Raw genomic sequence first — 25314 nt, forward strand, 5'->3', positions numbered from 1 at the left:
ATCAAAAAATAATTAATTCAACTTATGCAATAAGTGTTATGCCCATTCTTATAGCTACAAAAATTACTAGACATGCAGTCATTAGGGCTAATATTTTGTTAGATAGGAATTTTATATTTAAAAAACTTCCAATTTGGCCACCAATTAAGACAGCAATAAATAGTGGCCAGTAATTTAAAAATTCGTTGAAGACTATATCCTTTGTTAATTGTCCACCTATACCAAAAATTGAATTTACTAAAATAAATAAAGATGCAGTACTTGTTATATGCCTTGGAAATCCTGCTTTCATCAAAAATAAAATAGGACTTAAAAATATCCCACCACCAATTCCAACCAAACCAGATACAAAACCGATTATTGATCCTATTAATATTGAGAAAATCAAGGGTATTTTTTTAATAAGAATTTCTTTTTTGTTAAAGGATTTGCTTTCAATAAGTAAAAAAACTCCAGCTAATATTAAAATAAAGAAAAGTAAAATTTCAAATAAATTTTTGTCAATTGATATAGATGCTCCGATAAAAGCAAGAGGTATAGAACCAATTAAGTAAGGATATAGTAAATTAAAATTAATATTTTTTGATTTTAAAAAATTTATAGAATTTCCAGAAACTACAATAATATTACAAATTAAAGCTAAAATTGGAAAAATATAGTAAGGAACATCCCAAATTAAAAGTAAAGCAAGATAAGTGGAGCCACCACCAAATCCTATACTTGAATATAATATTGCAGTTATAAAAAAAAATATTGTAAGTATAATCATTAAAAAATTTATTTATGATTGTAAATATAGCTTTACTAACTGTAACAGATACAAGAACAATTGATAACGATAAATCTGGTGCGATCTTGGTTGAAAAAATTAAAGAGGCCAATCATCAATTAATTGATAGAAAAATTTGTAAAGATAATAAAGCAGATATAGTTAAAATTTTAAAAGATTGGACTAGTCATAAAGATATTGACGTTATCATTACAACTGGTGGCACAGGTTTAACTGGAAGAGATATTACACCTGAAGCTGTTGATGAAATAGCAGATAAACATATTCCAGGATTTGGTGAAGTTTTTAGGACTATTAGTTTAAAAACAGTTGGTACGTCTTCAATTCAATCTAGAGCTTGTGCAGTTCTATCAAATGGTAAATACATATTTGCCTTACCAGGATCCTCAGGAGGAGTAACAGATGCTTGGGACGGTATCCTTAAACATCAATTAGATATTAATCATAAACCTTGTAATTTTGTCGAATTGTTTCCTAGACTAAAAGAGAAATAAAAAAATATCTCATTATTTTTCCAAAACTTACAAGAAATAAAAAAATTAAAAATTTAATTCTCATCGTTCCAGCGATAAAAGTAAGTGGATCACCAATAATTGGTACCCACGCAAATAACAAAGACCATTTACCATACTTTTTAAACCACCTGGATGATTTATCAATTTGTGTGTTGGTAAAAGGAAACCATTTTTTATCTTGAAATTTCAAGAAATAAATTCCTAGAAACCAATTGAAGATAGATCCTAAAATATTTCCAAAACTTGCAATAAATATTAAAAAAAATTTGTTATATGTTTCTGATAACAGATAAGTTGCTAATATAGCCTCTGATGAAAAAGGAAGTATTGTTGCTGCTAAAAATGAAACAATAAATAGACTTAAATAAGCAAACATTAACTTGAATTGAATAGAAAGTTATTTTTGGTATTTTTCTTTCCATTCAGAGTAGGGCATTCCATAAATATGTTGCTTTGCATCAGGATCTGATATTTCTACTCCTTTTTTTTCAGCTTCTTCTCTGTACCATCTAGACAAACAATTTCTGCAAAATCCAGCTAAATTCATTAAATCAATGTTTTGAACGTCTTTTCTTTCATCTAAATGTTTCATTAATCTTTCAAGTGTAGCTGATTGAATTTCTTTTTTTAGATTATCATCCATAATTTACGTTCCTATTTTTAATGTTAATTCTTAAAGCAAGTAAAACAAGTATTATTACCAAATATACTAATGGTCTAAAAAAAATTGTTTTAGATAACCATATATAATGAAGAGCTCCAAATATCGCTATCACGTAAATTAATCTGTGTAATTTTTTCCAATTGTTTTTAAGCAACTTCATCATCATTTGAGAAGATGTAATTGCCAATGGAAGTAGTAATACCCATGCTGCAAATCCAATAAAGATGTATTTTTTTTTCAGAACATCATCAATTATCGGCTGTAAATTAAATCTATAATCTATACCTACGTAAGTAAGGAGATGAAGAGATGCATAAAAAAAAACAAACAATCCCAACATTCTTCTAAAACTTATCCAAATATTTAAATTAGTTAGCCTTTTAAGTGGCGTCATACTTAATGTTAGACAGATAAATATTAAAGTCCACTCTCCAGTAAAATGAGTAATTTCTTTTACAGGTTCTGGCCCAAGTTTATTGAAGTATATTTTGTAAAAAATTAATAAAAATGGAATTGTGCTTAAAATAAATACACCTGGTTTAAAATATTTTCTCATTAAAAATATTTTTTTAGATCCATCCCTGTATATAAATTTGCAACTTCATCTCCGTAACCATTAAACATCAATGTTTTTACTCTTGGCACCCAAATATCTTTACCAATTATTCTTTCTGTTGCTTGAGACCATCTAGGATGATCTACATTAGGATTAACATTAGAGTAAAATCCATATTCTCGTGGAGATGCCCACATCCATGATGAAGTTGGCATTTTTTCTACAAATTTTATCTTAACAATTGCTTTTGCACTTTTGAAACCATACTTCCAAGGGATAAATATTCTCAGAGGCGCTCCATTTTGATTTGGAAGCTTTTTACCATACAAACCAGTCACAACTGTAGTTAAAGGGTGCATTGCTTCATCAATTCTTAATCCTTCTTTATAAGGCCAGTTCAAAACCGGATATCTTTGACCTTTCATTTGTTCAGGATCATAAACACTTTCAAATTCAACATACTTTGCTTTGCTAGTTGGGTTTACTTTTGACAATAATTTACTTAGCGAAAAACCCATCCATGGAATAACCATTGACCATCCTTCTACACATCTTAATCTGTATATTCTTTCTTCAGATACAAATGTTTCGGTTATTTCTTCCATAGAAATTTTGATAGGTTTTTCAACTTCCCCTTCAATACTTAGTGTCCATGGTGATGTTTTAAAATTTTGTGAATTAACATAAGGATCACTCTTTGAAGTACCGAACTCATAATAATTATTATAAGTTGTTATGTCTTTGAAGCTTGTAAGTTCATTCCTATCATCAGCTTGAGATTGACTTGCAAAAGGAATTGTGACTAATGCTAAAGAACTTGCACCATACCCAAGAGATTTAATAAATGATCTTCTATTTTTATAAATTTTCTCTGGTGTAATTTCTGAATACTTAATTTTTTTCATGAATAATAGGATTTCCTTTTAGCCAATCACTTTGATTATTTGTGTAATGTTCTTTTTTCCATATAGGAGACCTTTTTTTAATTTCTTCTATTATATATCTTGATAGAACGTAAGCCTCATCTCTATGCTTACATGCAACTGCTATAATAATACTAATTTCTCCTAAATTTAAGTAACCTTTGGCATGTTCAATAAAAACACTCTTATTGTTTATATTTAGTTTTTCTTCAGCTTCATTATAAATTTCCTCAAAACTTTTTATTACCAAAGCATCATGACTGTCATATGTAATACCTAAAACACTTTTATTATTATTTTGATTACGAACTGTCCCACTAAAAATTAATGAAGCTCCAAAATCATTAGATGCTATAAATTTTTCAGCATCAATTAATGATAATTTTTTAACTTTACTATCTACAATGTCAGTATGAAGCATTAACCTCCTCCAATTGGGGGAATAATACCAATTTTTTCATTATTTGTGATTTTATAATTGTCGCTAACAATATTATTTTTTTCTGAACAAAAAGCTGAAGAGTTAATGATTTTTATATAATATTCATTTCCATTAAATTTCTGATCTACATATTGAATTATTTTATTTCTTATATCCTTGATTGTTGTCTTTTGACCTAGATCTAGTTCTAATAAATTTTGGTCATTAAAATCTCTTGCAGCTCCAAACAACTCAATTTTAACTTTCATAAAGTTTAGAAAAAATCTTTTAAAAAGTTCGGAAGTCCATCTGGATTTTTCCATAATCCAGTTTTTCCTCCTTCTTTAATTAATAATTTTACATTATCTATTTTTAAATGAGGATTTACAATTTTGCTTAAATCGTAAATTGTAATCAGAGCTGCATTTACACCCATTATTGCTTCCATCTCTACACCTGTTTTGGCATAAGCGGAAACCACACAGTATACTTCTAGTGAACTATCTTCTTTATTCATTATGATTTTAGTAGCCGTATGATCTATTGGAAGAGGATGACACAAAGGTATTAATTCACTTGTTTTTTTAACACCTAATACTGCCGAAACTTCTGCTAAAGTAATTGGATCACCCTTAGGCATCTTTTTACTTTTAATAAGTTCAAATACCTTTTTGCCAACATAAATTTTTCCTGATGCCAAAGCTCTACGGAATGTTTCTTTTTTTTCAGAAACATCAATCATTTTAAATGAATTTTTTTCAAAAATTTCTTTAGCCCAGTTTTTTAAATCGTTGTTAGTTACAATCTTTAAATTTTTCATCTTATCCACCTGTTGTTGATAGATTTTTTGTTAATCCTGTTTCTCCTATTTCTAAATAGTGAGACTCTTTTTTATAATTTAATTGTTTCAAAATTAAATCTTTTAGTTCTTCAGTTTGGTCATCTCTTTGCATCAAGTGTCTAATATTTATTCCAGTATTTCCAAATAAACACAATCTTAAATCACCTTTGGCAGTTATTCTCAGTCTATTACAACTCTTGCAAAAATCTTTTGAGTAGGGTGCAATAACACCTAATTTTCCTTTGTATTCAGGATTTATATAATTCTTGGAAGGACCAGCATCTTTACCAAATGTTTGAATTACCCAATTATTATTTTTTAAATAATCTGTAAATTTATTTGCAGACACATGATACTGATTAAAATAATCTAAATTGTCTCCAGTTTGCATTAATTCTATATATCTAAAATCAATTTGATTATTTTTTATAAAATTAGCCCAACTTTTAAAATCTTCTTCTTTATCATTAACTCCTTTAAGAAGAACTGCATTAACTTTGATATTTTTAAAATTTAATTTTTGTAATTTTTTTATTCCTTCTAAAATCTCATTTAATCTATCATGTCCTGTAATTTTTCTAAAAGTTTTTGGGTCAAGACTATCAATACTTATATTTATGCCATCAAGACCACTTTCATTTAAATCATCTGCAATTCTATCTAAGTGATATCCATTAGTAGTGATTACAGTTTTTTTAATACCTGAATTTTTTTTAATTATTTTAATTATATCCAAAAAATCTTTTCTAACTGTAGGTTCTCCTCCAGTTAATCTTATTTTAGATACACCTAATTCTGATAAAGCTTTTGCAAGTCTTCCAATTTCTTCTTTAGTGATAAAGGTTCTGTTATCACTTTTATCAATTTTATAACCATTGGGTAAACAGTAGCCACATTTAAAATTACACACATCAGATATTGACAATCTTATGTATGGAAACCTCCGTCCAAAACTATCTTTGAGAATATTCATATGATATATTGAGTATTATTTCTTAAATAATCTATGAGTCAAATTTTAAATGATAATGAGATCAAACTATTTAAAAGAGATGGAGCGGTATTTTTAAGAAATAAATTTGATATCAAATGGATTGAGCTTTTAAGATCTGGAATAAATAAAGCAAAAAATAATCCAAGCCCCAGGTTTACTAATCATACCATAGATCCAAATTTACCTTGTTATTTAGAGGATTTTTGGACATGGAACTTACATAAAGAATTTGAGAATTTTGTTTTTAATTCACCTACAGCTAAAATTGCCTCTGAATTACTAGATGCTAAGCAGATTAATTTAGTAATGGATAATTGGTTTTTTAGAGAAGCTGGCTCTACATCTAAACCACCATTTCATCATGATATTTCTTATTTTGATTTTGAAGGTTCCATGTGTGTTTTGTGGATACCTCTTGAACCAGTAAAAAAAGAAGACTCTATAGCTTGGATAAAAGGCTCTCATTTGTGGGATAAATTATTTCTAAGAACTCGTTTTAAAGACGGCCATAAAGTTGATGGAGCAGAAGGAGTTGTGAATGGTGTTAAGTATGAATTAACTCCAGATATAATTTCTAATAAAGAAAATTATGAGTTTTTAGAATGGGATTTAGAAGTAGGAGATTGTGTATATTTTGATATTAGAACTTTGCATGGAGCTTTACACGAAACTACTCCAAAATCAGATATAAATAGATTTACACTTAGAATGGCGAAAGAAAATTCAAAAATAATTTATAGAGGTGATTGGGCTAGAGAAGAAAGATCAATTATGGAAGCTAATGGATATAAAAACGGTGATGATTTAAGTGGTAAAATGTTTCCAACTCTTTATGAAATTAATTCAAATTAATAATAAAATCTATTTGTCTTAAATTTTTTTAAAGTTTAACCTGGAGTATATTTTCTCTCAGATTCTGGATCTTTAGTTGAGTAAGGTAATTTTAAAACTTCATTCCAAAATTCTTCTGGAATATCTGTTTCAGCCCATAAAATATTTTTCTCAATACTCTGAACGCTAGTAACACCACAAATAGTAGATGTTATTCTTTTATCTTTCATAGAAAATTGTAAAGCTGCAGCACCCATTTCAACATTATATTTCTTACAAACTTTTTCTATTTCTCTAGCAGGTGCAAGTTTTTCTTCAGTAGCGTCTTGGTAAGTTATTTTTTTAAAATTACTTGGACCTTTTGCTAAAACACCACCCGCGTAAGGGGCAGCGTTGAAAATAGATATATTTTTACTATGAGCATAGCTATACATTTCATCTGCTTCTCTATTTAACAAAGTATATCTGTTGTGATTTATTATGACATCAAAGTCCCACTTTCTTAAGATAGGGAACATAATATCTATTCTTCCCATAGCTAAACCAACTGCTTTTGCCAAACCTTCTTCTTTAATTTTAAACAATTCATCCAATGCCCCATCTTTTTTAGTTACGTCATTTATATCTTTTACGTATTCTGGGTCATGAAGAAATAAAACATCTACAGAATCAACGTTTAAAGCTTTTAAACTTTCTTCAACAGACTCCCTTGTTCTTTTTTTATCAAGAACTAATGTATCCATATTTCTATCGATTTTAGTTGATAAAACAAAGTTTTCTGGCCATCCACCATTTTCTTTTATTGCTATACCAATTCTTTTTTCACTTTCTCCCATTGCATAATTTCTTGAAGTATCAAGCAAATTTACTGGGCCTTGAAAAAATCTTTTTAGCGTTTCCTGAGCTCTTTGTTCAGGTACTTCATAACCGTAAGTATCTGGCATACTACCTAAAGAGGAGGTTCCAAAACTCAATTCAGTGACTTCAACACCAGTATTTTTGATTTTATTTTTTTTCATAAATTATATTTTAAGTTTATAAAACTTTTTTGCATTATTATAAAAGATGTTTTGTTTTTCATCTATACTTAAATCTTTAAGTAAATTTGTTGCTGCATTATACCATCCTGAATAATTTGTTCTTAAGTTACAGACAGGCCAATCAGATCCCCATAAAATTTTTTTATCAGTAAATAGATTTAATATCTCATCTACATATGGTTTTAGATCTTGCTCAGTCCAATTTTCACAGGCTTCTGTGACCATTCCAGAAAATTTACAATATACATTTTCTAGCTTAGATAATTTGTTCATACCTTTTTGCCAAAGAATAAATTCTTCTTGTTTATTATTACAGATTTTTGGTTTCATTAAATGATCTATGATAAATCTTAGAGAAGGATATTTTGTAGCAATTTTGTAAAAATTTTCTAAGTGCACTGGAAATCCTAGTGCATCAAAGCTTAAATCTAAATTAATTATATTTTTAAAAAAAGTATCAAAATTTTTATTTAAAACCCAATTTTCATCTGGAATATCTTGTATCATAGGTCTTACTCCAAGAAATTTAGGATGTTTTGAGAAAATTTTTAATTGTTCTAATTGATTTTGGTCTTCAAAATTCACCCAACCAATAACTCCACAAACTAAATCAGAACCTTCGGCAATATTTAACATATATTCAGTTTCTGCATTAGTTGCTGCAGCTTGAACTAAAACAGTTTTGTGTAAATCTATTGAGTCAGAAACCTGAATTAAATCTTTAACTTCATATTTTTGATTTAATATTGGATTGTTTTTTGGCATCCAATGATAATCACCCCTTGAAGGATCCCAAAAATGTTGATGTGAATCAATAACTTTCATAAGTTATTATAAATTAGGTTCACTCTCCCAAAATGCTTTCATCTAAAATCTTAGTGTCATATGCTGAATAAGAATGCCATCCTGCAACTGTTTGATCAAAATCAACAATACTTCCAGTCATAATACCCGACTCATCTGAGCACAAGAAAGCTAAGATCTTAGCAACATCCAAAGGTTTGTTTAATCTTTTAAATGGAACTTTGGCTTCAGCTTTTTTTAACCAGTCATCATCTGCATTATGAAATTTTTTTTGAATTACTGTTTCTGCTGGCGTATCTGTCCAACCTAAATTTACACCATTCACTCTTATTTGGTGCCCAGATACTGAATTTGCAACATTTTTAATCATTATAGCTAATGCTGCTTTAGAAGAGCTGTAAGCAGTTAAGAAAGGCATACCACTATATCCAGCCATTGATAAAATATGAGCAATAGTTCCTTTTTTTTTATCTCTAATCATTATTTTTATAACATCTTGCATCATAAAAAGAGGAGCTTTTACATTTACATTAAAATTTTTGTCATAATTTTCCTCTGTAGTGCTTAAGATCGTTCCTCTTTCTGTAAAAGCAGCAACATTAATAAAACTATCTACAGTGTTGAATTTTTTATCAGTCTCAGAAACTATTTTTTTACAATCTTCAAGTTTTTCTAAATCTGCTTGAACGTATAAGCATTCCGCACCTATACTTTCTATTTCAGATTTTACTTTGTTTCCTTTGTCGCTATTTCTACCACAGATAGTTACGCCTTTAGCACCTCTACTTGCAAGCAATTTTGCTGTCTCAGCTCCACTACCTTGAGTACTTCCTGTTACAATTATTATTTTATTTTTAAACTGGTTAGCTTGATCAGATATATATTTTTTAGTCATAAAATTTTAAGTTATACAGATAACTAAGCCCAATATAAAATTGGGCTTAGAAACTTTTAAGAAGAATAATGAATTTATCCTGCAATACAAGATCCAATGTTTGGCTTCATACAAACATCAAGACCTGTATAGATTGCTTTTAGTGATGGGTTGTCAAATTTTAATGCTTTACCATCTACTATGTCTTTAAGAACATACATAGCTTTATAGCCCATCATATATGGCTGTTGACCTACTTGACCATGAGTTCTTCCAGCATCTAAATCTTCCATTTGCATTGGAAGAGTGTCTGCAATTACAACAGCAGTTTTCATAGAACTAATTCTATCTGCATGCTTTTCAGCAACTCTTCTGAAAGCTTTAGATACGAATTGAGGGAAACCGCCTGTTGGTACAAATGCTGTTAGGTTTGGATGTTTTGCAAAGATATCTTCCATTTGTTGAACAGAAAGAGGGAAATCATCGTTCGTGTACAGAGGACATCCGCTAGCTTCAGTCCATCCATTTTCACCCTTAAGAGCCGCACTAGGATAAGTTCCTGAGTCTGCTCTTCCAGCAATAGTATCTCTTATACCTGACATTCTTTCATTGTGGTTTGCAGCTGCAGCACCACCAGATTGTATACAAATTTCACCACCGTTAGGTTTTAACATCATAACAATTTGAGCAAGGTATACACCAATGTCATAGTTTTTTGTTCCGACATAAGCTGCTCTTAAACCAGCATCTTTAGTTAAAAGATCTGAGTCCCAAGTAATGATTGGAATATCTGTTCCTTTAACAGCTTTTGCCATTGCAGCCGCATTAGAAGATGCAACAGCAATTCCATCAACACCTTTAGCAATTAAATCTTGAACAATTTGCACTTGTTCTTGTTCAGTATGTTCTCCAGGTCCAATGTATAAACATTCTATCCCGCCAATTTCTTTCTCAGCAACTTTACAACCATCTCTCGCTAAATCAAAAAACGGGTTGTTCATAGCTTTTGGAACTAATGCAAAAACTTTATCAGCTGCATATGAAATTCCAGAAATTGATACAAAAATAAATGCTAACATTGCAATTATTGTTTTTCTCATATTTCTCTCTCTCTTAGTTAGTTAATTTAATAAACAGATACTATTTAGAATGTTTTTACGTTTCAAGTAAAATGATGTTATTCAACTAAAAAGTGATACATCAAATGATTGATTTTACATCAATAAATGTTACGATGTTTATATGAAAAATCATTGGAAAAATGTCTCTATTAAGAAAATTTCTGAGGAATCAGGATATGGTACAGCCACTGTAGATAGAGTTTTAAATAACAGAAAAGGGGTGAGTAAAAAAACTAAAGATAAAATTATAAAAATTTTAAATAACCTTCAAAACGGAAACAATACAAATCAAACTAAAAATATTTTAATTTGTTGTCAATCAGGACCTTCATACAATAAGACTCTTGAGGAGAGCTTAGATAATATTAATAATGAAATTTATAAGTTTAATTTAATAAAACATTTTATTCCTGCAAAAGAATTTAAACCCAGTCAATTTGTTAAAATTTTAAGAGAAACTTCAAATTTTGATGCAGTGATTATAGTTTCACAAGAGGACCAAAATATAAATAACGAGCTAAGTAAAATTGCGAGTGAAGGAAAACCTGTGATTACATTAACAACTGATTTTCCAAATTCGAACAGAGTAGCTTATATTGGTAACAATCAATCTAATGCAGGATCGACTGCTGCAAGTATAATTGGAAAAAATGTTGGTAAAAGATCAGGTTCAATTTTGATGGTCATGAGTATGCCATATAGATGTCAACAGGAAAGAGAACTGGGTTTTAGAAAAGTATTAAGATCAGAATTTCCAAATCTTAAAATCAAAGAAAGTGTTTTCAATTTAGATACATCGGAACAAAGTTATAAATATGTAAAAAAATATATTAAAGAAAATGGACCACCTTTAGGAATTTATAATATTGCTGGAGGAAATTTAGGTGTCGCTAAAGCAATTAGTGAAATGAATGTAAAAGATCATATTATATTTGTAGGTCATGAACTAAATAAAAATTCTAAAAATCTTTTAGAAAATGATAAAATGGATTTTGTTATAGGCCACGATGTTGAATTAGAAATCAAAGTTGCATTTGATAAAATTTTAGATTTTGAGAAAAATCCAGATAATCAAAATTCTTTTTTTTCAGATATATTAATTTTCAATAGATATAATTGTATGGATAAAAAAGTTTATTAACTAATTCTTTTTATTCTTAACTTTTTCTAACCAAACTGCACCTACGATAAATATTCCTAAAAATGTTCCTTGCCAATAAGGGTCAATTCCAGCCATTAGAAGACTGTTTCTAATTGTTTCCATTAATGCAGCACCAATAAATGCTCCAAAAGTACCACCAACACCACCCATTAAGTTAGCACCACCAATAACTGTTGCTGCAATAACTCTTAATTCATAAGTATAACCTAAAGCATTAGTTACAGAGCCCATCCATCCAACTATCATAACAGCAGAAATTGCAGCAAATAGTCCACTGATCATGTAGACTGACATTTCAATCCATCTCGTATTAATTCCAGATAATTCAGCAGCTTTTTTATTACTACCAACCGCAAAAACATGTTTGCCATATGAGGTATATTTCAATACTAAACCCATAACTATCGTAAGAAATATTAATAACCAAGTTGCGTTAGCAAGACCTAGCATTGAACCTCCTCCAATTTCATAAAACATTTCATCTTTAGGTCCAAATTCATAAAACATTTTATTGTTTGAGACTACTAAAGCTAAACTTCTTGCAGCAGCCATCATTCCTAAAGTGACTACAAAAGGAGAAAGTTTAACATAAGCAATTAGATATCCATTTACTGCACCAATTAATGTACCAGCAAGTAAAGCTAAAATTATTGATACCCAAACATAAACTCCTTCAAAATATGAGGCTTTGGAATACCATTCAGGTAAAAATTGAGCATCCAAAAATAAACCACATATAACTCCTGTAACACCCATTATTGACCCTACAGACAAATCTATCCCAGCAGTAATAATCACAAATGTCATTCCAATTGCCATTATTCCGATGAAAGAAAAGTTTCGTGTAATATTAAAAAGATTATCTTTGCTAGAGAAAGCATCTTCTACAAAAAACATAATAAAACAAATCCCAAATAAAGCTATTGTTACCCAAAAAGATTGTTCAGAAACAAGTTTTTGTAATAAATTTTTTTCAGTCTTAGAGATTATTTCCTGATTAAATTTTACTGAACTCATACTCTATCTATTGCTCCTGTAATTAAGCCTGTAGCTTCTTCTGTAGAAGAATCTTTTATATTTTTTTCGCAAACTTTTTCACCTCGTCTTAATACTACTAGCTTGTCGCATACTTCAAATATATCTGGCATTCTGTGACTAATTAACATCACTGCTATTCCTTGATCTTTTAATCTTTTTATAAGATCTAATACTTCAGCAACTTGCCTAACACTAATTGCTGCTGTTGGTTCATCCATTAAAACTAATTTAGGATTTGTAAGTCTTGTCCTTGCAATAGCAACAGCCTGTCTTTGTCCACCAGACATTTGCATAACTAAATCTTTTGGTCGAGTTTCGGATTTAAGTTCCTCAAATAATTCAGAGGATTTTTTAAACATTGCAGGATAATCCAAATACTTAAATGGCCAAATACCTTTTTGTATCTCTCTACCTAGAAAAACATTAGATGCTGCAGTTAAATGATTACAAAGAGCTAAGTCTTGATAAACTACCTCAATACCAGATTTTCTTGCATCTATTGGTTTTTCAAATGACACAGTATTATTTTCAAACTTTATTTCACCATTTGAAGGTTTAAAATTACCAGCTATTATTTTTAGTAGTGTAGATTTACCTGCTCCATTATCACCCATTAATCCTACAGTTTCAGCTTCTTTAATATCAAAACTAACCCCTGTTAAAGCCTGTATGGCTCCAAAATTTTTTTCTATATTATTTAAAGAAAGAATGCTCATTTTAGAATTTTACATCTACAACTTTGCCACTTTCAAATGATTCATATGCTGCATTAGCTATTATTAAAGCGTTTCTACCATCTTCAAATCCTACTAATGGTTTTGTTTTATCTTCAACACATTTTACAAACTCATTAAATTGATCTCTGTAAGCTTGCTCATATCTTTCAATAAAAAAGAAATGTATGGGTTCTTTTTCATTTGTAGATGTACTTGTGTATCTTTCTAAAGAAGTCGGGGTTTGATTGTTTGAAATTACCATACCTTTACTTCCAAACACTTCTACTCTTTGGTCATATCCATAAACTGCTCTTCGAGAGTTATTAATATGGATTAAAACTCCTTTTTTTGATTTTAGAATAAACATTGCTGTATCTAGATCTTTTTCTTTCTGTGAATTTTTATCAAACAAAGCACCTCCAAATGCAGATATCTGAACTACAGGATCATCCCCTAAAATAAATCTAGTTAAATCGAAATCATGTATAGTTGTATCTCTAAAAAATCCTCCTGCAGCTTTTAGATAGTCTATCCCTGGGGGCTCAGGATCTCTACTTGTAATAACAACCATTTCTAATTCACCAATTTCTTTTTTTACTCTTGCTTGTTTAGCTTTTGCATGACTTGCATCAAATCTTCTATTAAAGCCGATTTGAATAGGAACGTTTGTTCCCTTTATATTTTCCATGCATTCATTTACTTTATTGATATCTAAATCAATTGGCTTTTCACAGAAAATTGCTTTTCCTGCTTTTGCAGCCATTGTGATAAATTGAGTGTGTGTTGGTGTAGCTGAAGCGATAAGAACTGCATCTACATCATCTGAATTTATTGCTTCCTCAGGTGAAGATGCAATTGAACATCCTGTTGATTTTGATACTTCTTTAGCAAATTCTGAATTAACATCATATATATATTTTAATTTTGCATTCGGATGTGCTGCAATAAATTTAGCATGCATTTTTCCAATTCGTCCTGCTCCCATTAAAGAAAAGTTAAGCATAAGAATATAGAACAGAATTAAAAAATAAAATCAAGAAACATTTTTAAATGATGAATTAAACATCAAATTAAATTATAATTTTCTTGATGCACAAAACATCATAATTTAAAAATAAATTTAACTTTTTAAATAATTAGTATGTCAGTAAAATTAGGAATAGCACCAATTGCTTGGAGTAACGATGATATGCCAGAATTGGGTGGTGATACTTCTTTAGAACAATGTTTATCTGAAGCTAGTCAAGCAGGGTTTATTGGAATTGAGTCTGGTGGTAAATTTCCAAAAAAATCAGAAGAATTAATACCTAAGCTTAACGAATTTAAATTAAATCTTTGCTCAGGTTGGTATGGAGCTAATTTAAGAACAAATAGTGTTGATGAAGAAAAAAATCTCATTCAAGATCAACTAAAACTTTTTAAAGATTGTGATTCACCATGTATGGTTTTTGCTGAAGTGTCTGGCTCAATTCAAGGAGATCCAAATCAAAAATTATCTACAAGACCTCAAATGGATCTTGAAGAGTGTAAAAAATATTATGAAAAAATTTCTGAAATGGGAAAATATCTTGAGGATGAAGGTATGCCGCTTGCTTACCACCATCATATGGGAACCGTAATAGAGACAGAAGAAGATACAGTAAGATTACTTGAGAACACTCATGATAGTGTAAAACTTACATTAGATACTGGTCATATGTTGTTTGCTCAGGGAGACTCATTAAAAATATTAAACAACTTTAGTGAAAGATTAATTCATATGCATTGTAAAGACATTAGAAAAAATGTTTTAGAAAAATCTTTAAAAGAAGACTTAAGTTTTAGAGGGGCATTTTTAGAAGGTGCATTTACAGTTCCAGGCGATGGATGTATTGATTACAAGCCTTTATTTGATGTGCTGAAAGAAAAAAATTATTCTGGATGGTTAGTAGTAGAGGCAGAACAAGATCCTGCAAAAGCAAATCCATTTGAATATGCAAAAATAGGTTACAAGTATTTAACTGAAACTTTAAATCTTAGTGGTATTGAGATTTATAAAAGTTAATTTTCAATAAATAATAAATCTAAATTTTTAGATTAAATCTTTTACTATAGTCTTACAATTTTTGATTTTTCCAATGTATTATCGAAATAATCAATTATATTTTGAATTGTTTCCACTCCCATTCTTGTCATACATTCATCAGTAAATGCTGCTGTATGTGGACTTAAGTAAACTTTTTCATTTTTTAAAAGAGGATTATCATTTTCTGGTGGCTCTTGTTTGAATACATCAATTCCTGCTCCAAATATTAAATCTTCATTTAAAGCCTTATCAAGATCTTCCTCATGAATAATTCCACCTCTAGCGGCATTAATGATGATACAGTTTTTCCTCATAGTTTTAAGTAAATCATAATTAATAAGATTTTCTGTTTTTTCAGTTAAAGGCAAATGTAAAGATATTACATCCATTGTTTTTACTGCCTCTTCAAGATTATCAACTTTTTTTCCACCAAGCTTCTCTATTGTATCTTTATCTACAAATGGATCATAGACGAATACATTCATTTCAAATCCTAAACATCTTTTAATAAGTGCTTTACCTATTCTACCAAATCCCATAATTAGGAAATTTTTTTTCCATACTTCAATAGTTTTGGGTAATTTATTTCTATCCTTAAAATTACCTTCTTTAACCGTCGTATGATAAAGCTCTCTTCTTTTTGCAATATTAAGTAAGACAAACATAACATGCTCTGCAACTGTAACTGCATTTGCATTAGCTGTAATAGCAATTTTGATATCTCTTTCTTTAGCTGTTTTTAAATCAATATTATCGTAGCCTACTCCATGTCTAGATATTATTTTAAGATTTTTTGCTTCGTTAATTACCTCACCTGGTAGTTTTGCTATTCTAATTGAAGCACCATCACAATCTTTTATTTTAGCCTTTAAGTTTTCTACTGAAACATCGTCAGTTACCTCTACATCAAAATCTGGATGGTTATTAATTAATTCCATGCCTTTATCATGAACTTTTTGGATAACTAGAATTTTCTTTTTATTACTCATAATTTTTATTTAAGCTTTTCTGTTGAAGGCTTTTCTAATACGAAAAATATTTAACAATGTAAAATAGTTTTTTAAAAAGTTGTAATTATTTTCTTATTAAAATAAATTTAGTTGTGAATTTAACTATAAAAACTCTACTTTACATTTTTAACTTTCTTGAAAAGATAAATACTTTTTTTCTAAGAATTGGAAGACAATTTGCATGGATCGCAATTTTTTTAATGGTTGTCGTAATTATGATCCAGGTTTTTTTTAGGTATGTTCTCAACAACGCATTACCTTGGCCTGATGAAGTTGCGAGATTTTTAATGCTATGGATGACAGGGTTAATTGCTCCTTCAGCTTATAGATGGGGTGGTTTTGTCTCAATTGATATGCTGGAAAGATTTTTACCTAAAATCATATCAACTTTTTTAACCTTATTTTTATTGATCATATCTTTATTTGTTTTGATCATTGGACTTGAATTAGGTTTGAAACACATTAATGCTGGATGGATATTTAATTCAGCTTCAATCAAAATTCCATTTAATCTAATTGGTGGCAAAGCAGAGCCAATAAAATTAGCCTGGATGTATATGTCGTTACCTGTTGGAATTGTTTTTTTGATTTTAGTAAACATAGAGTTAATTTTAAGAAATTTTTTAAGTAATTTTACAAAATTAGAATTACCTGAAGATTTAGATAAACAAAAATTGGAGACACAGTAATGTTAATTTGGTTTCTCCCTTTATTTTTATTATTTTTGTTAATTGGATTACCAGTATTCTTTGGATTGTTGGCTGCTCCTGGAATTTTACTTTGGTTGAATGATCAATCCAGAGATGGAGCAATGCTTTATAGAAATATTTACAATGGTATTGATAGTTTTCCTTTAATGGCAATTCCTTTTTTTATGTTAGCTGGTGAGCTAATGAATAGGGGAGGAATTACTCAAAGATTAGTAGAATTTAGCCAGGCGATGATGGGTCATTTAAAGGGGGGCTTGGCACATGTTAATGTTTTAACTTCAATGCTTTTCGCTGGCCTATCTGGATCTGCAGTTGCAGATACTTCTGCAATTGGTTCGATGTTAATTCCTGCAATGGAGAAGCAAGGGTATACTAAAAAATTTTCAGCAGCAATTACCGCAGCGAGTTCAGTAATTGGTCCAATCATTCCACCTTCAGGAATAATGATTATTTATGCATACGTTATGGGAGAGAGCGTAGCTGCCTTATTCCTAGCAGGTATTATTCCTGGAATTTTAGTTGGTGTTAGTTTGATGGTTACAATCAAATTTATGGCTAAAAGATATAATTTTCCTGCCGTAACAAAAAAAACAACATGGAGACAAAGAGGGAAAGCTTCTTTGAAAGCTTTTTTCCCATTAATGACTCCTGTTATAATTCTAGGAGGTATACTTGGAGGAATTTTTACTCCAACTGAAGCATCTGCAGTTGCAGCTGCTTACGCAATGTTTATTGGTTTGTTTGTTTTAAAATCTTTAGAGTGGAAAGACGTACCAAAAGTTATGACAAAAGCTGCAATGGTTTCATCTGTAGTATTACTTTTGGTTGGTGCTGCAATGGCTTTTAAAACAGTTGTTAGCTTATCTCATGCACCAGAATATCTTGCTGAATTTGTTTTAGGATTAACTGACAATCCTTATATTTTATTATTTCTGATTAATATTTTACTATTTATTGTTGGAATGTTTTTAGATGCTGGTCCCGCAATAATTATTTTAGGACCAATACTTGGACCAGTGTTTGTAGAATTAGGTGTACATCCAGTTCATTTTGCAATTATTATGTCAGTTAACTTAACTGTTGGTTTAGCAACACCACCAATGGGTTTAGTTTTATTTGTTGCATCCTCAGTTTCTGGTGAAAGAGTTGAAACTATATCAAAAGCAATATTGCCATTTTTAGCAGTAGAAGCAATTGTAATATTTTTAATTACTTACTTCCCGTCAATCTCAATGACCATTCCTTTACTTACGGGTTTTGCAAAATAATTTTAATTTTTAGATAATAGACACAGAGGTTCAATTTAGGTATATTTTCTATACTTAAATATATATTTTAAAGAGAGGGAAAAAATAATGAGTAAATTAATTAAATCATTTTTTTCATTATTATTCTTAATTAGTTTTACAGCTTCTGTTTCAGCTGCTGATTACAATTTAAGAATGACAATGAACTCCAATGATCAAGATGAAGACTATGATGGTGCAGTAGTATTTAAAAACTACGTTGAAGCAGCATCAAATGGAAAAATATCTGTGGAACTTTTTGTAGGTACACAGTTATGTTCTAAAGGAGCAGAATGTTTACAAGGTGTTTCTGATGGAAGTATCGACGTTTACATTTCTACTTCTGGAGGAGCAGCTGGTGTATTCCCGTATGTTCAAGTTTTAGATTTACCATATCTAATGGCAGACGACAGAATTGCTGAAGATGTTATGCAAGGTGATTTTGTAAGAACTATGAGACAAATGGCTCTTAAAGATTCAGGCGACACAATAAGATTAATGACTATCGGGAATACTGGTGGATGGAGAAATTTTGCTAACACTAAAAGAAGAGTTGCAGAACCATCGGACATGAAAGGTCTAAAAATCAGAACTGTTGTAGCTGACTTGCCTCAAGAGCTTGTGAGAGCTTTAGGTGCATCACCAACTCCTATTCCATGGCCAGAATTATTTACATCTTTTCAAACTGGTGTAGTTGAAGGTTCTAAAAATGGAATAACTGACATTATGAATATGAAGTTTCCAGATGCAGGTCTAAAATATGTTACTTTAGACGGTCATGCATACATGGGAGCACTTTGGTGGATGAACAATGCAAAATATCAATCTATGCCAAAAGAACTTAAGAAAGTTATTACAGATGGATTTTATGCATTGCAACAAGCTACATTTGCATCTCCAAAAAGAAAATCAATCAAAGCATATGAAGACTTTGTAGCTGGCGGTGGAGATTTATATGTTCCAACTCCAGCACAAAAAGCTAGCTTCAAAAAAGCTGCTAGTCCAGTTTATGATTGGTTTAAGTCAAATGTTAAAGGTGGCGAACAAATCTTTGACGCTTTAACAAGTGCAGTTGCTGATGCTGAGAAAAAAGCATCAAGTGCATACGACAAAGACTTATAATCTTAATTTAATGATGGGGCGGATTTAATTATTCGCCTCATTACCTAAACGGATAAATCCAAGCTTTGTAGTCTTTAATAAGTATATGCGCTTTTTCAATTTGCTCAGGAGTCATTTTTTTAATAACTTCTTCTTGAGAAATCGCAGCATCAGGATCGCCTCCAATAGCAGACAAACCATACCACATGTAAGCTCTAACAAGATCAGGGGCAGGAAGTCCTCTACCGATTTCATAATACCACCCAACACCCGATTGAGCACCAGGATGACCTTTCATCGAAGATCTAAGATACCATTCAAAAGCTCTAACATCATCTTGCTCAACTCCAAGACCCATTGCATACATTATTCCAATAAGCTCTTCAGCATCAGCGTTCCCAGATCTGGCAGCTGGCATCAGTTCTTCCATAGCTTCTTGAAATTTTCCAGCTTCCATCAAGTCTCTAGCATTTTCAATTTCTGCAAAAACTATAGATGGAATAAAAAAAATTATAAAAAAGTATCTCAACATATAAAAATATTAATATTTATAATTCCATTTTTAATTTCAGCAAACAAAACATATTCAATTGAATTACCAAAACCTTTAACAGGTAATGATTTTCATAAAGTTGATATGAAAAAGGTTAAAATAGGAAGACTTTTATTTCATGATAAAATTTTATCTGCCAATCGTAATATTGCTTGTGCAACTTGTCATAGCCATGATTTAGGAGGGTCTGATGGACTTTCATTAGGAATTGGTGAAGGAGGACATGGTATTGGATTAAAAAGAACAGCTGGATCAGGGGATGATAAAATCAAAAAACGTATTCCGAGAAACGCTTTAGCATTATGGAATTTAGGATTTAAAGATATTACAACATTACTTCATGATGGTAGAGTGACTAAATCTGACATATTTGGAAATGGTTTTAATACCCCAGCACAAGAACTGCTTCCAAAAGGTCTTGATAATATAGTTGCTGTACAAGCTTTATTTCCAATGACAAGACAATTTGAAATGGCTGGAAATCCAGGTGAAAATGAAATTATAGGACTTGTTTCAAAAGTTGGTAAAGACAGTATGAGAATTGATAGAGTTTGGCCAGTAATAGCTCATAGAATAAGAGGAGTTCCAGAATATGTTGAAATGTTTAAACATGCTTTCGATGATGTTGATAATGCTTTAGATATAAATATTACACATATAGTAAACTCAATTGCAGCTTTTGAAATTCATGAATGGACATCTTTTGACTCTCCATTTGATGAATATTTAAACGGAAATAAATCAGCATTAAATTCAAGTCAGATTGCAGGTATGAATTTATTCTATGGCAAAGCTAATTGTAGCTCATGTCATTCAGGGTCTTTATTGTCTGATCAAAAATTTCACTCAATAGGTATTCCACAATTTGGACCAGGCAGAACCAGACCATTTGATCCTTATGCACGTGATGTTGGAAGAATGGTTGAAACAGATGATGTGGATGACATGTATAAATTTAAAACACCCGCTCTAAGAAATGTTTCTTTAACGGCACCTTATGGTCATAATGGTGCTTATCCAACACTTAAGGGCATAATTAAACATCATTTAAATCCAGTAACTATGAACAAAAATTGGAAACCTCAATATGCAAATTTGCCAAAGGCTCCATGGTTAGAACAAATAGATTTTGTTACTTTTTCTGACAAAAGAGAACAGGATAGAATAATTTCAAGTATAGATATCAAGCCAATAGATTTAAGTGAAAAAGAAATTGATCAATTAGTTTCTTTTCTAGAATCTCTAACTGGAAAAAGTGGAAATCAAAGACCACTCGGTAAACCAGAAAAAGTACCAAGTGGATTAACAATTGATTAAATTTATTTAATTAAACTGATAGAAAATAAATATGGAAAAAATTAAATATGGAATAATTGGAGCTGGCACAATGGCTCGAGAACATATCCTAAATTTATCTCTAATAGATGAAGCTGAAGTAGTTGCTCTTTCAGATCCTCACGAAGAGTCTTTGAAACAGTGCCAAGAATTACTTAAATCAGAAGTTGTTTGCTTTAAAAATCATCAAGATTTGATTAAAGAAAATTTAGTCGATGTATATATAATCTCATCTCCTAATTTTACTCATATTCAAATTTTAAAAGATGTAATTCAAACTAAGAAACACATATTGGTTGAAAAACCTTTGTGTACTAAGACAAAAGATTGTTTAGAAATAGAAAAACTTACTAAAGACTACCCGTCAGTATTTTGGACTGCAATGGAATATAGGTACATGCCTCCTGTTTCAAAATTTATTAAAGAAATTCACAACAAAACAATTGGTGATCTAAAAACATTAACAATAAGAGAGCACAGATTTCCTTTCCTAAAAAAAGTAAATGACTGGAACAGATTTGAAAAAAATACCGGAGGAACTTTAGTTGAAAAGTGTTGTCATTTTTTTGATTTGATGCGTTTTATTGTTAAGAGTGAGCCCGTAAGTGTTTATGCGAGTGGGGGACAAGATGTAAATCATTTAGATGAGGAATATGATGGGAAAAAACCAGATATTATTGATAATGCTTACGTAATTGTTAATTTTGAGAACGGCTCAAGAAGTATGCTTGAGCTTTGTATGTTTGCTGAAAATTCTGAAATGCAAGAAGAGTTAACCGCAACAGGAGATATCGGTAAAATTGAAACTTCAGTTCCTTCAAACGAGTCTGGGAAAACTACTTCTGATGTAAGAATTGGTATGAGAGATGGAAAAACAAAACAAGAAAGTGTTAGTGTAGATCCAAAAATACTTGAAGCAGGACATCATCATGGGTCAACTTATTATGAACATTTAGCCTTTATAAATGCAGTAAAAAATAAATTAAAGCCAGAGGTATCTTTGAATGATGGATTAATTGCAGTTGCTGTTGGAGAAGCTGCTGAGACATCAATTAAACTTGGAAGAGTAGTTAAGTTAAACGAAATAATTACTTAAAAAAATCAATTGCCTTTTTAACTATAAAATTGCTAACTCTAATATTTGACTCTGTAGTAACACCTGAAATATGAGGAGTTAAAATACAATTCATTTCAGATGTAATTCTTTCGTATAAATCTTTTTTAATAGGTTCATTTTCAAACACATCTAATGCAAATCCTGAAATTAGATTTTGATCATAAGCATTTATAAGATCATTCTCATTTACAACACTACCTCTAGAAGTATTGATTATAATTGGCTGTTTTTGCATTTTAGAAAATGAAGTCTTGTTGATTAAATTTTTAGTATCTTCTGTTAATGGTAAATGTAAAGAAATAATATCTGCATTTTTAAATACATCTTCCAATGTAGATAATTTATAATTTTTTTCATTATCTTCTAATTTTTTAATATAAGGATCATAAGCCAAAACATTCAGTCCATTTTTCAAACTATAGTCAGCAACTTTTCTGCCGATGGTACCAAAACCCACTATTCCAATACACTTTCCATTTATTTCAGAGGATTTAATAGTTGTTCTAGGCCAATCACCTTTGATCGTTCCATGATGAAACATAGGAATTTTTTTTATCAAAGACATCGAGGATGAAATCACATACTCAGCTACAGAGTCCGCATTCATGCCAGTCGCAGGTTGTACATGAATATTTTTGGTTTTACAAAATTCAGTATCAATGTTGTCTAAACCAACACCCAGTCTTCCTATAAATTTTAATTTACTAGCGTTAGATAAAATATCTTTGGTTACTTGAGTTTTATTTCTGACAATTAAACCATCATAATCTTTAATAATTTCTTTAAGTTCTTCTTTTTTTTCCCAAAGCTTTTCATCAAATTCGATTTCAAAAGTATTATTTAGATCATCTAAACTGTCTTGATTAATAAACTCTGTTATTAATATTTTAAACATACTTACTTATATATATTTTTAACTTAAATTGAATAACTTACTTTTTTATTGAAATCGTTGTTGGCCTTATTGAATTTGAAACAATATTTCTAGAAAGTTTTATCTCTCTTAAAACGATATAAATTCCAGCACCAATTATAAAAACATTTCCTAAATATATATTCCAGGTAGGGATTTCATTAAATATATAAAAACCGATCAATGCACCAATTAATAATTGCACATATTGTGTATTTGCAAATATTGAAGCTGGAAGATGTCGAGCAGAGTTTATAATAAAAATCATTCCCATTCCTCTTAGTAAACCTGCATTAAAATTTAAAAAAAAATCTGTTTTGGTCATTGGAATATAAAGCTCAAATGTAATCACACCAGAAATCACAATTAAAATTAACTTCCCAATTATTAAAAAAGAATACACGCTTTCTGATTGACCGTATTTTTTCACCAACAAATGACCTACCGAAGAAAAAATAGGTATTAATAATGCCAATAACACATAGTTATTTATTTCTTTTCCAAAAGGATCTATTGCAATTATTGTTCCAATAAAACCTACTAATATTGCCGTATATCTTCTCCAACTTACTTTTTCTTTTAGAAAAATTACAGATCCAATTGTTAATACAAAGGGGGTAAAGAAGATGATGCTATACATTGTTGTAAGTGGAAGTTTATTTATACAAAGAAAAAATAATCCCATTGAAACAATTAAAGTTATCGCTCTAACTAAATGTACAAAAAAGTTTTTAGTCTTAATTTTTTTCCAAGAATTTCTAACTTGCGTGTAAAGTAAAATTGGCAGTAATGCTGATAAAGAATTAATAAATATTATTTGTGTTACATGATAATAATTTGTCAATTCTTTTGCTATAGAGTCCATGATAACAAATAAGGAATAGCCAAGAATTGCTAAAAAAAAATCTACCGAGTAGACACGGGTAGTTACTGAATTCATTTATTAATTTTTATAATAATTTTGAAAGATCTCTTTTACTATTCTTAAACGTTGGCAAAGGATATTTAAAGGCATATTTACGTGGAATACATTTTTCTTTTGCTTTTTCCCAAAGGGCTAACCATTGTTTAAAATTCTGAATTTTAAGATTTTTTTTATTTTTGCTTCTTACATAAAAATTTGGTAGCGGATCTCTTCCAGAAGGTTGGCCAGCTACGTTATATCTAAGGTCTGCACTTATTCTGAAATCATTTGATCTGTTAGGCAGAGAACAATGAATTGAATGTTTGTGTAAAAGAATTACATCCCCAACATTTGCCTCTAAGTGAATATGTTCCATTTTATCTAGTAATTTGCTGTCCTTAATTTCTACTTGGCCTCTATAACCAGCGATATGATTTAATAATCCCATTTTATTAATTTTCTTAACAGTAATCATGCACCCATTTTTTTTTGTAGTTTTTGTAAAAGGTATCCATACAGTAACCATGTCCGTTAACTTTTGTCCTTTAGTATTAAGAACAGCAGCATCCTGATGCCAAGGTGTTCTTCCACTTAAACCATCAAATACCGAACCTTTTGGTAATTTTTTTTCAGGTTGTTTTATTCTAGTATTTTGCACTGGATTAGACATGATTTCTTTGCCTAAAATTTTTTCAACAACATCTAAAATATTTTTGTTAGTAATTAAATTCCATAAAGATTGAGTAGCAAAATAATCACTGTCTTTCTTAACGTGATCTCTTGGTAATCTAGTATTAAAATATTGATCTAAATCATCAATTTTTAATTTTGATATATATGAATATTTTTTTTTAAAATCTAAATTAAGAACTTTTTTTACATACTTTTTTTTCACAAATTTTTGGATTAAGCAATCCATTACAAATTCCATGTCGTTAAGGATTGGCTTTAAATCTCTTTGATAGTTAAGAACATTTTTTACTCTCAAATATCCTTGTTCATATAATTTATTTTGTAGATTATTTGCCAT

Annotated in this window: 30 protein-coding genes; 9 read left to right on the forward strand and 21 right to left on the reverse strand. The window is 30.0% G+C overall.

The window, feature by feature from the left end; translation table 11 throughout:
- Positions 1 to 22: 22 nt before the first annotated feature.
- Positions 23 to 769 carry a sulfite exporter TauE/SafE family protein gene (locus tag ACTTBO_RS03435; protein ID WP_440656413.1) on the reverse strand — a complete coding sequence of 249 codons (747 nt, stop codon included), beginning with the start codon at positions 767 to 769 and terminating at the stop codon, positions 23 to 25.
- A gap of 14 nt (positions 770 to 783) precedes the next feature.
- Here ACTTBO_RS03435 and ACTTBO_RS03440 point away from each other — a divergent pair, with 14 nt between their 5' ends.
- Positions 784 to 1284, forward strand: a complete 501-nt coding sequence (locus ACTTBO_RS03440; RefSeq protein WP_440635035.1) for a molybdenum cofactor synthesis domain-containing protein — start codon at positions 784 to 786, stop codon at positions 1282 to 1284.
- Here ACTTBO_RS03440 and ACTTBO_RS03445 read toward each other — a convergent pair.
- The 8 genes from ACTTBO_RS03445 to moaA are packed head-to-tail and all read right to left on the reverse strand — an operon-like array spanning position 1265 to position 5683.
- The gene (locus ACTTBO_RS03445; protein WP_440656414.1) at positions 1265 to 1681 is read right to left on the reverse strand and encodes a YqaA family protein; all 417 of its coding nucleotides are present in this window, start codon (positions 1679 to 1681) and stop codon (positions 1265 to 1267) included. The two genes, ACTTBO_RS03440 and ACTTBO_RS03445, sit on opposite strands and share 20 nt — an antisense overlap.
- Positions 1682 to 1702: 21 nt before the next feature.
- Entirely contained in the window at positions 1703 to 1948 is a 246-nt protein-coding gene (locus tag ACTTBO_RS03450) for a DUF1244 domain-containing protein (protein WP_440656415.1), read from the reverse strand.
- Positions 1941 to 2525, reverse strand: a complete 585-nt coding sequence (locus ACTTBO_RS03455) for a sulfite oxidase heme-binding subunit YedZ (RefSeq protein WP_440656416.1) — start codon at positions 2523 to 2525, stop codon at positions 1941 to 1943. Before ACTTBO_RS03455 ends, ACTTBO_RS03450 begins: the two co-directional genes overlap by 8 nt.
- Positions 2525 to 3430, reverse strand: coding sequence for a protein-methionine-sulfoxide reductase catalytic subunit MsrP (gene msrP, locus ACTTBO_RS03460; protein ID WP_440656417.1), 906 nt, complete (start codon positions 3428 to 3430; stop codon positions 2525 to 2527). Before msrP ends, ACTTBO_RS03455 begins: the two co-directional genes overlap by 1 nt.
- Complete coding sequence (locus tag ACTTBO_RS03465; RefSeq protein WP_440656418.1) at positions 3417 to 3869, reverse strand: molybdopterin synthase catalytic subunit; 453 nt, start codon at positions 3867 to 3869, stop codon at positions 3417 to 3419. Before ACTTBO_RS03465 ends, msrP begins: the two co-directional genes overlap by 14 nt.
- Positions 3869 to 4138, reverse strand: a complete 270-nt coding sequence (locus tag ACTTBO_RS03470; protein ID WP_440656419.1) for a molybdopterin biosynthesis protein MoeD — start codon at positions 4136 to 4138, stop codon at positions 3869 to 3871. The genes ACTTBO_RS03465 and ACTTBO_RS03470 overlap by 1 nt, the downstream gene beginning before the upstream one ends.
- 5 nt (positions 4139 to 4143) lie before the next feature.
- Entirely contained in the window at positions 4144 to 4689 is a 546-nt protein-coding gene (gene moaC, locus ACTTBO_RS03475; RefSeq protein ID WP_440656420.1) for a cyclic pyranopterin monophosphate synthase MoaC, read from the reverse strand.
- 1 nt (position 4690) lies between these two features.
- Positions 4691 to 5683: a GTP 3',8-cyclase MoaA gene (gene moaA, locus ACTTBO_RS03480; RefSeq protein WP_440656421.1), complete on the reverse strand. Its 993-nt coding sequence runs from the start codon at positions 5681 to 5683 to the stop codon at positions 4691 to 4693.
- Positions 5684 to 5716: 33 nt separating this feature from the next.
- Between moaA and ACTTBO_RS03485 the strand changes: the two genes are divergently transcribed.
- A complete protein-coding gene (locus ACTTBO_RS03485) occupies positions 5717 to 6556 on the forward strand; it encodes a phytanoyl-CoA dioxygenase family protein (protein ID WP_440656422.1) in 840 nt (279 codons plus the stop codon).
- Positions 6557 to 6591: 35 nt separating this feature from the next.
- Here the strand turns inward: ACTTBO_RS03485 and ACTTBO_RS03490 are convergent, their stop codons facing one another.
- From ACTTBO_RS03490 to ACTTBO_RS03505, 4 genes are all read right to left on the reverse strand, one after another.
- Positions 6592 to 7554: an aldo/keto reductase gene (locus tag ACTTBO_RS03490; protein WP_440656423.1), complete on the reverse strand. Its 963-nt coding sequence runs from the start codon at positions 7552 to 7554 to the stop codon at positions 6592 to 6594.
- A gap of 3 nt (positions 7555 to 7557) precedes the next feature.
- Positions 7558 to 8400, reverse strand: a complete 843-nt coding sequence (locus tag ACTTBO_RS03495) for an amidohydrolase family protein (RefSeq protein WP_440656424.1) — start codon at positions 8398 to 8400, stop codon at positions 7558 to 7560.
- Positions 8401 to 8419: 19 nt separating this feature from the next.
- On the reverse strand, positions 8420 to 9274 hold the full coding sequence (locus tag ACTTBO_RS03500) for an SDR family oxidoreductase (protein WP_440656425.1): 855 nt from the start codon (positions 9272 to 9274) through the stop codon (positions 8420 to 8422).
- A 74-nt stretch (positions 9275 to 9348) separates the two neighbouring features.
- Complete coding sequence (locus ACTTBO_RS03505; RefSeq protein ID WP_440656426.1) at positions 9349 to 10353, reverse strand: substrate-binding domain-containing protein; 1005 nt, start codon at positions 10351 to 10353, stop codon at positions 9349 to 9351.
- Between the two features lie 142 nt (positions 10354 to 10495).
- Here ACTTBO_RS03505 and ACTTBO_RS03510 point away from each other — a divergent pair, with 142 nt between their 5' ends.
- Positions 10496 to 11515, forward strand: coding sequence for a LacI family DNA-binding transcriptional regulator (locus tag ACTTBO_RS03510; RefSeq protein WP_440656427.1), 1020 nt, complete (start codon positions 10496 to 10498; stop codon positions 11513 to 11515).
- On the opposite strand, the gene ACTTBO_RS03515 is transcribed toward ACTTBO_RS03510, so the two are convergent.
- From ACTTBO_RS03515 to iolG, 3 genes are read right to left on the reverse strand one after another with little or no spacing between them, the layout of a single operon-like run.
- Entirely contained in the window at positions 11516 to 12553 is a 1038-nt protein-coding gene (locus tag ACTTBO_RS03515; RefSeq protein WP_262589493.1) for an ABC transporter permease, read from the reverse strand.
- Positions 12550 to 13290, reverse strand: a complete 741-nt coding sequence (locus ACTTBO_RS03520; protein WP_440614594.1) for an ATP-binding cassette domain-containing protein — start codon at positions 13288 to 13290, stop codon at positions 12550 to 12552. Before ACTTBO_RS03520 ends, ACTTBO_RS03515 begins: the two co-directional genes overlap by 4 nt.
- Before the next feature lies 1 nt (position 13291).
- Positions 13292 to 14293, reverse strand: coding sequence for an inositol 2-dehydrogenase (gene iolG / locus ACTTBO_RS03525; RefSeq protein ID WP_440656428.1), 1002 nt, complete (start codon positions 14291 to 14293; stop codon positions 13292 to 13294).
- 138 nt (positions 14294 to 14431) lie between these two features.
- Between iolG and iolE the strand changes: the two genes are divergently transcribed.
- Positions 14432 to 15334 carry a myo-inosose-2 dehydratase gene (iolE, locus tag ACTTBO_RS03530; protein WP_440656429.1) on the forward strand — a complete coding sequence of 301 codons (903 nt, stop codon included), beginning with the start codon at positions 14432 to 14434 and terminating at the stop codon, positions 15332 to 15334.
- 44 nt (positions 15335 to 15378) lie between these two features.
- Here iolE and ACTTBO_RS03535 read toward each other — a convergent pair whose 3' ends face one another.
- Entirely contained in the window at positions 15379 to 16344 is a 966-nt protein-coding gene (locus ACTTBO_RS03535) for a hydroxyacid dehydrogenase (protein WP_440656430.1), read from the reverse strand.
- Between the two features lie 113 nt (positions 16345 to 16457).
- Between ACTTBO_RS03535 and ACTTBO_RS03540 the strand changes: the two genes are divergently transcribed.
- The 3 genes from ACTTBO_RS03540 to ACTTBO_RS03550 all read left to right on the forward strand — a co-directional run bounded on the left by ACTTBO_RS03540 (position 16458) and on the right by ACTTBO_RS03550 (position 19483).
- The gene (locus tag ACTTBO_RS03540; protein ID WP_440656431.1) at positions 16458 to 17054 is read left to right on the forward strand and encodes a TRAP transporter small permease; all 597 of its coding nucleotides are present in this window, start codon (positions 16458 to 16460) and stop codon (positions 17052 to 17054) included.
- Positions 17054 to 18343: a TRAP transporter large permease gene (locus ACTTBO_RS03545; protein ID WP_440618623.1), complete on the forward strand. Its 1290-nt coding sequence runs from the start codon at positions 17054 to 17056 to the stop codon at positions 18341 to 18343. The genes ACTTBO_RS03540 and ACTTBO_RS03545 overlap by 1 nt, the downstream gene beginning before the upstream one ends.
- An 87-nt stretch (positions 18344 to 18430) precedes the next feature.
- Positions 18431 to 19483 carry a TRAP transporter substrate-binding protein gene (locus ACTTBO_RS03550; protein ID WP_440656432.1) on the forward strand — a complete coding sequence of 351 codons (1053 nt, stop codon included), beginning with the start codon at positions 18431 to 18433 and terminating at the stop codon, positions 19481 to 19483.
- A 40-nt stretch (positions 19484 to 19523) separates the two neighbouring features.
- Here ACTTBO_RS03550 and ACTTBO_RS03555 read toward each other — a convergent pair whose 3' ends face one another.
- The gene (locus tag ACTTBO_RS03555; protein WP_440618622.1) at positions 19524 to 19994 is read right to left on the reverse strand and encodes a tetratricopeptide repeat protein; all 471 of its coding nucleotides are present in this window, start codon (positions 19992 to 19994) and stop codon (positions 19524 to 19526) included.
- A gap of 105 nt (positions 19995 to 20099) precedes the next feature.
- Between ACTTBO_RS03555 and ACTTBO_RS03560 the strand changes: the two genes are divergently transcribed.
- Positions 20100 to 21332 carry a cytochrome-c peroxidase gene (locus tag ACTTBO_RS03560; protein WP_440656433.1) on the forward strand — a complete coding sequence of 411 codons (1233 nt, stop codon included), beginning with the start codon at positions 20100 to 20102 and terminating at the stop codon, positions 21330 to 21332.
- A 31-nt stretch (positions 21333 to 21363) separates the two neighbouring features.
- Positions 21364 to 22446, forward strand: coding sequence for a Gfo/Idh/MocA family protein (locus ACTTBO_RS03565; protein WP_440656434.1), 1083 nt, complete (start codon positions 21364 to 21366; stop codon positions 22444 to 22446).
- Here ACTTBO_RS03565 and ACTTBO_RS03570 read toward each other — a convergent pair.
- From ACTTBO_RS03570 to ACTTBO_RS03580, 3 genes are read right to left on the reverse strand one after another with little or no spacing between them, the layout of a single operon-like run.
- The gene (locus ACTTBO_RS03570) at positions 22439 to 23362 is read right to left on the reverse strand and encodes a hydroxyacid dehydrogenase (RefSeq protein ID WP_440656435.1); all 924 of its coding nucleotides are present in this window, start codon (positions 23360 to 23362) and stop codon (positions 22439 to 22441) included. The two genes, ACTTBO_RS03565 and ACTTBO_RS03570, sit on opposite strands and share 8 nt — an antisense overlap.
- 37 nt (positions 23363 to 23399) lie before the next feature.
- Positions 23400 to 24320, reverse strand: a complete 921-nt coding sequence (locus ACTTBO_RS03575; RefSeq protein WP_440656436.1) for a DMT family transporter — start codon at positions 24318 to 24320, stop codon at positions 23400 to 23402.
- Positions 24321 to 24330: 10 nt separating this feature from the next.
- Complete coding sequence (locus ACTTBO_RS03580; protein WP_440656437.1) at positions 24331 to 25314, reverse strand: phytanoyl-CoA dioxygenase family protein; 984 nt, start codon at positions 25312 to 25314, stop codon at positions 24331 to 24333.

Origin of the sequence: Candidatus Pelagibacter sp. HIMB1509 (assembly GCF_052047855.1) — a bacterium.
In the GTDB taxonomy this organism is placed as follows: domain Bacteria; phylum Pseudomonadota; class Alphaproteobacteria; order Pelagibacterales; family Pelagibacteraceae; genus Pelagibacter.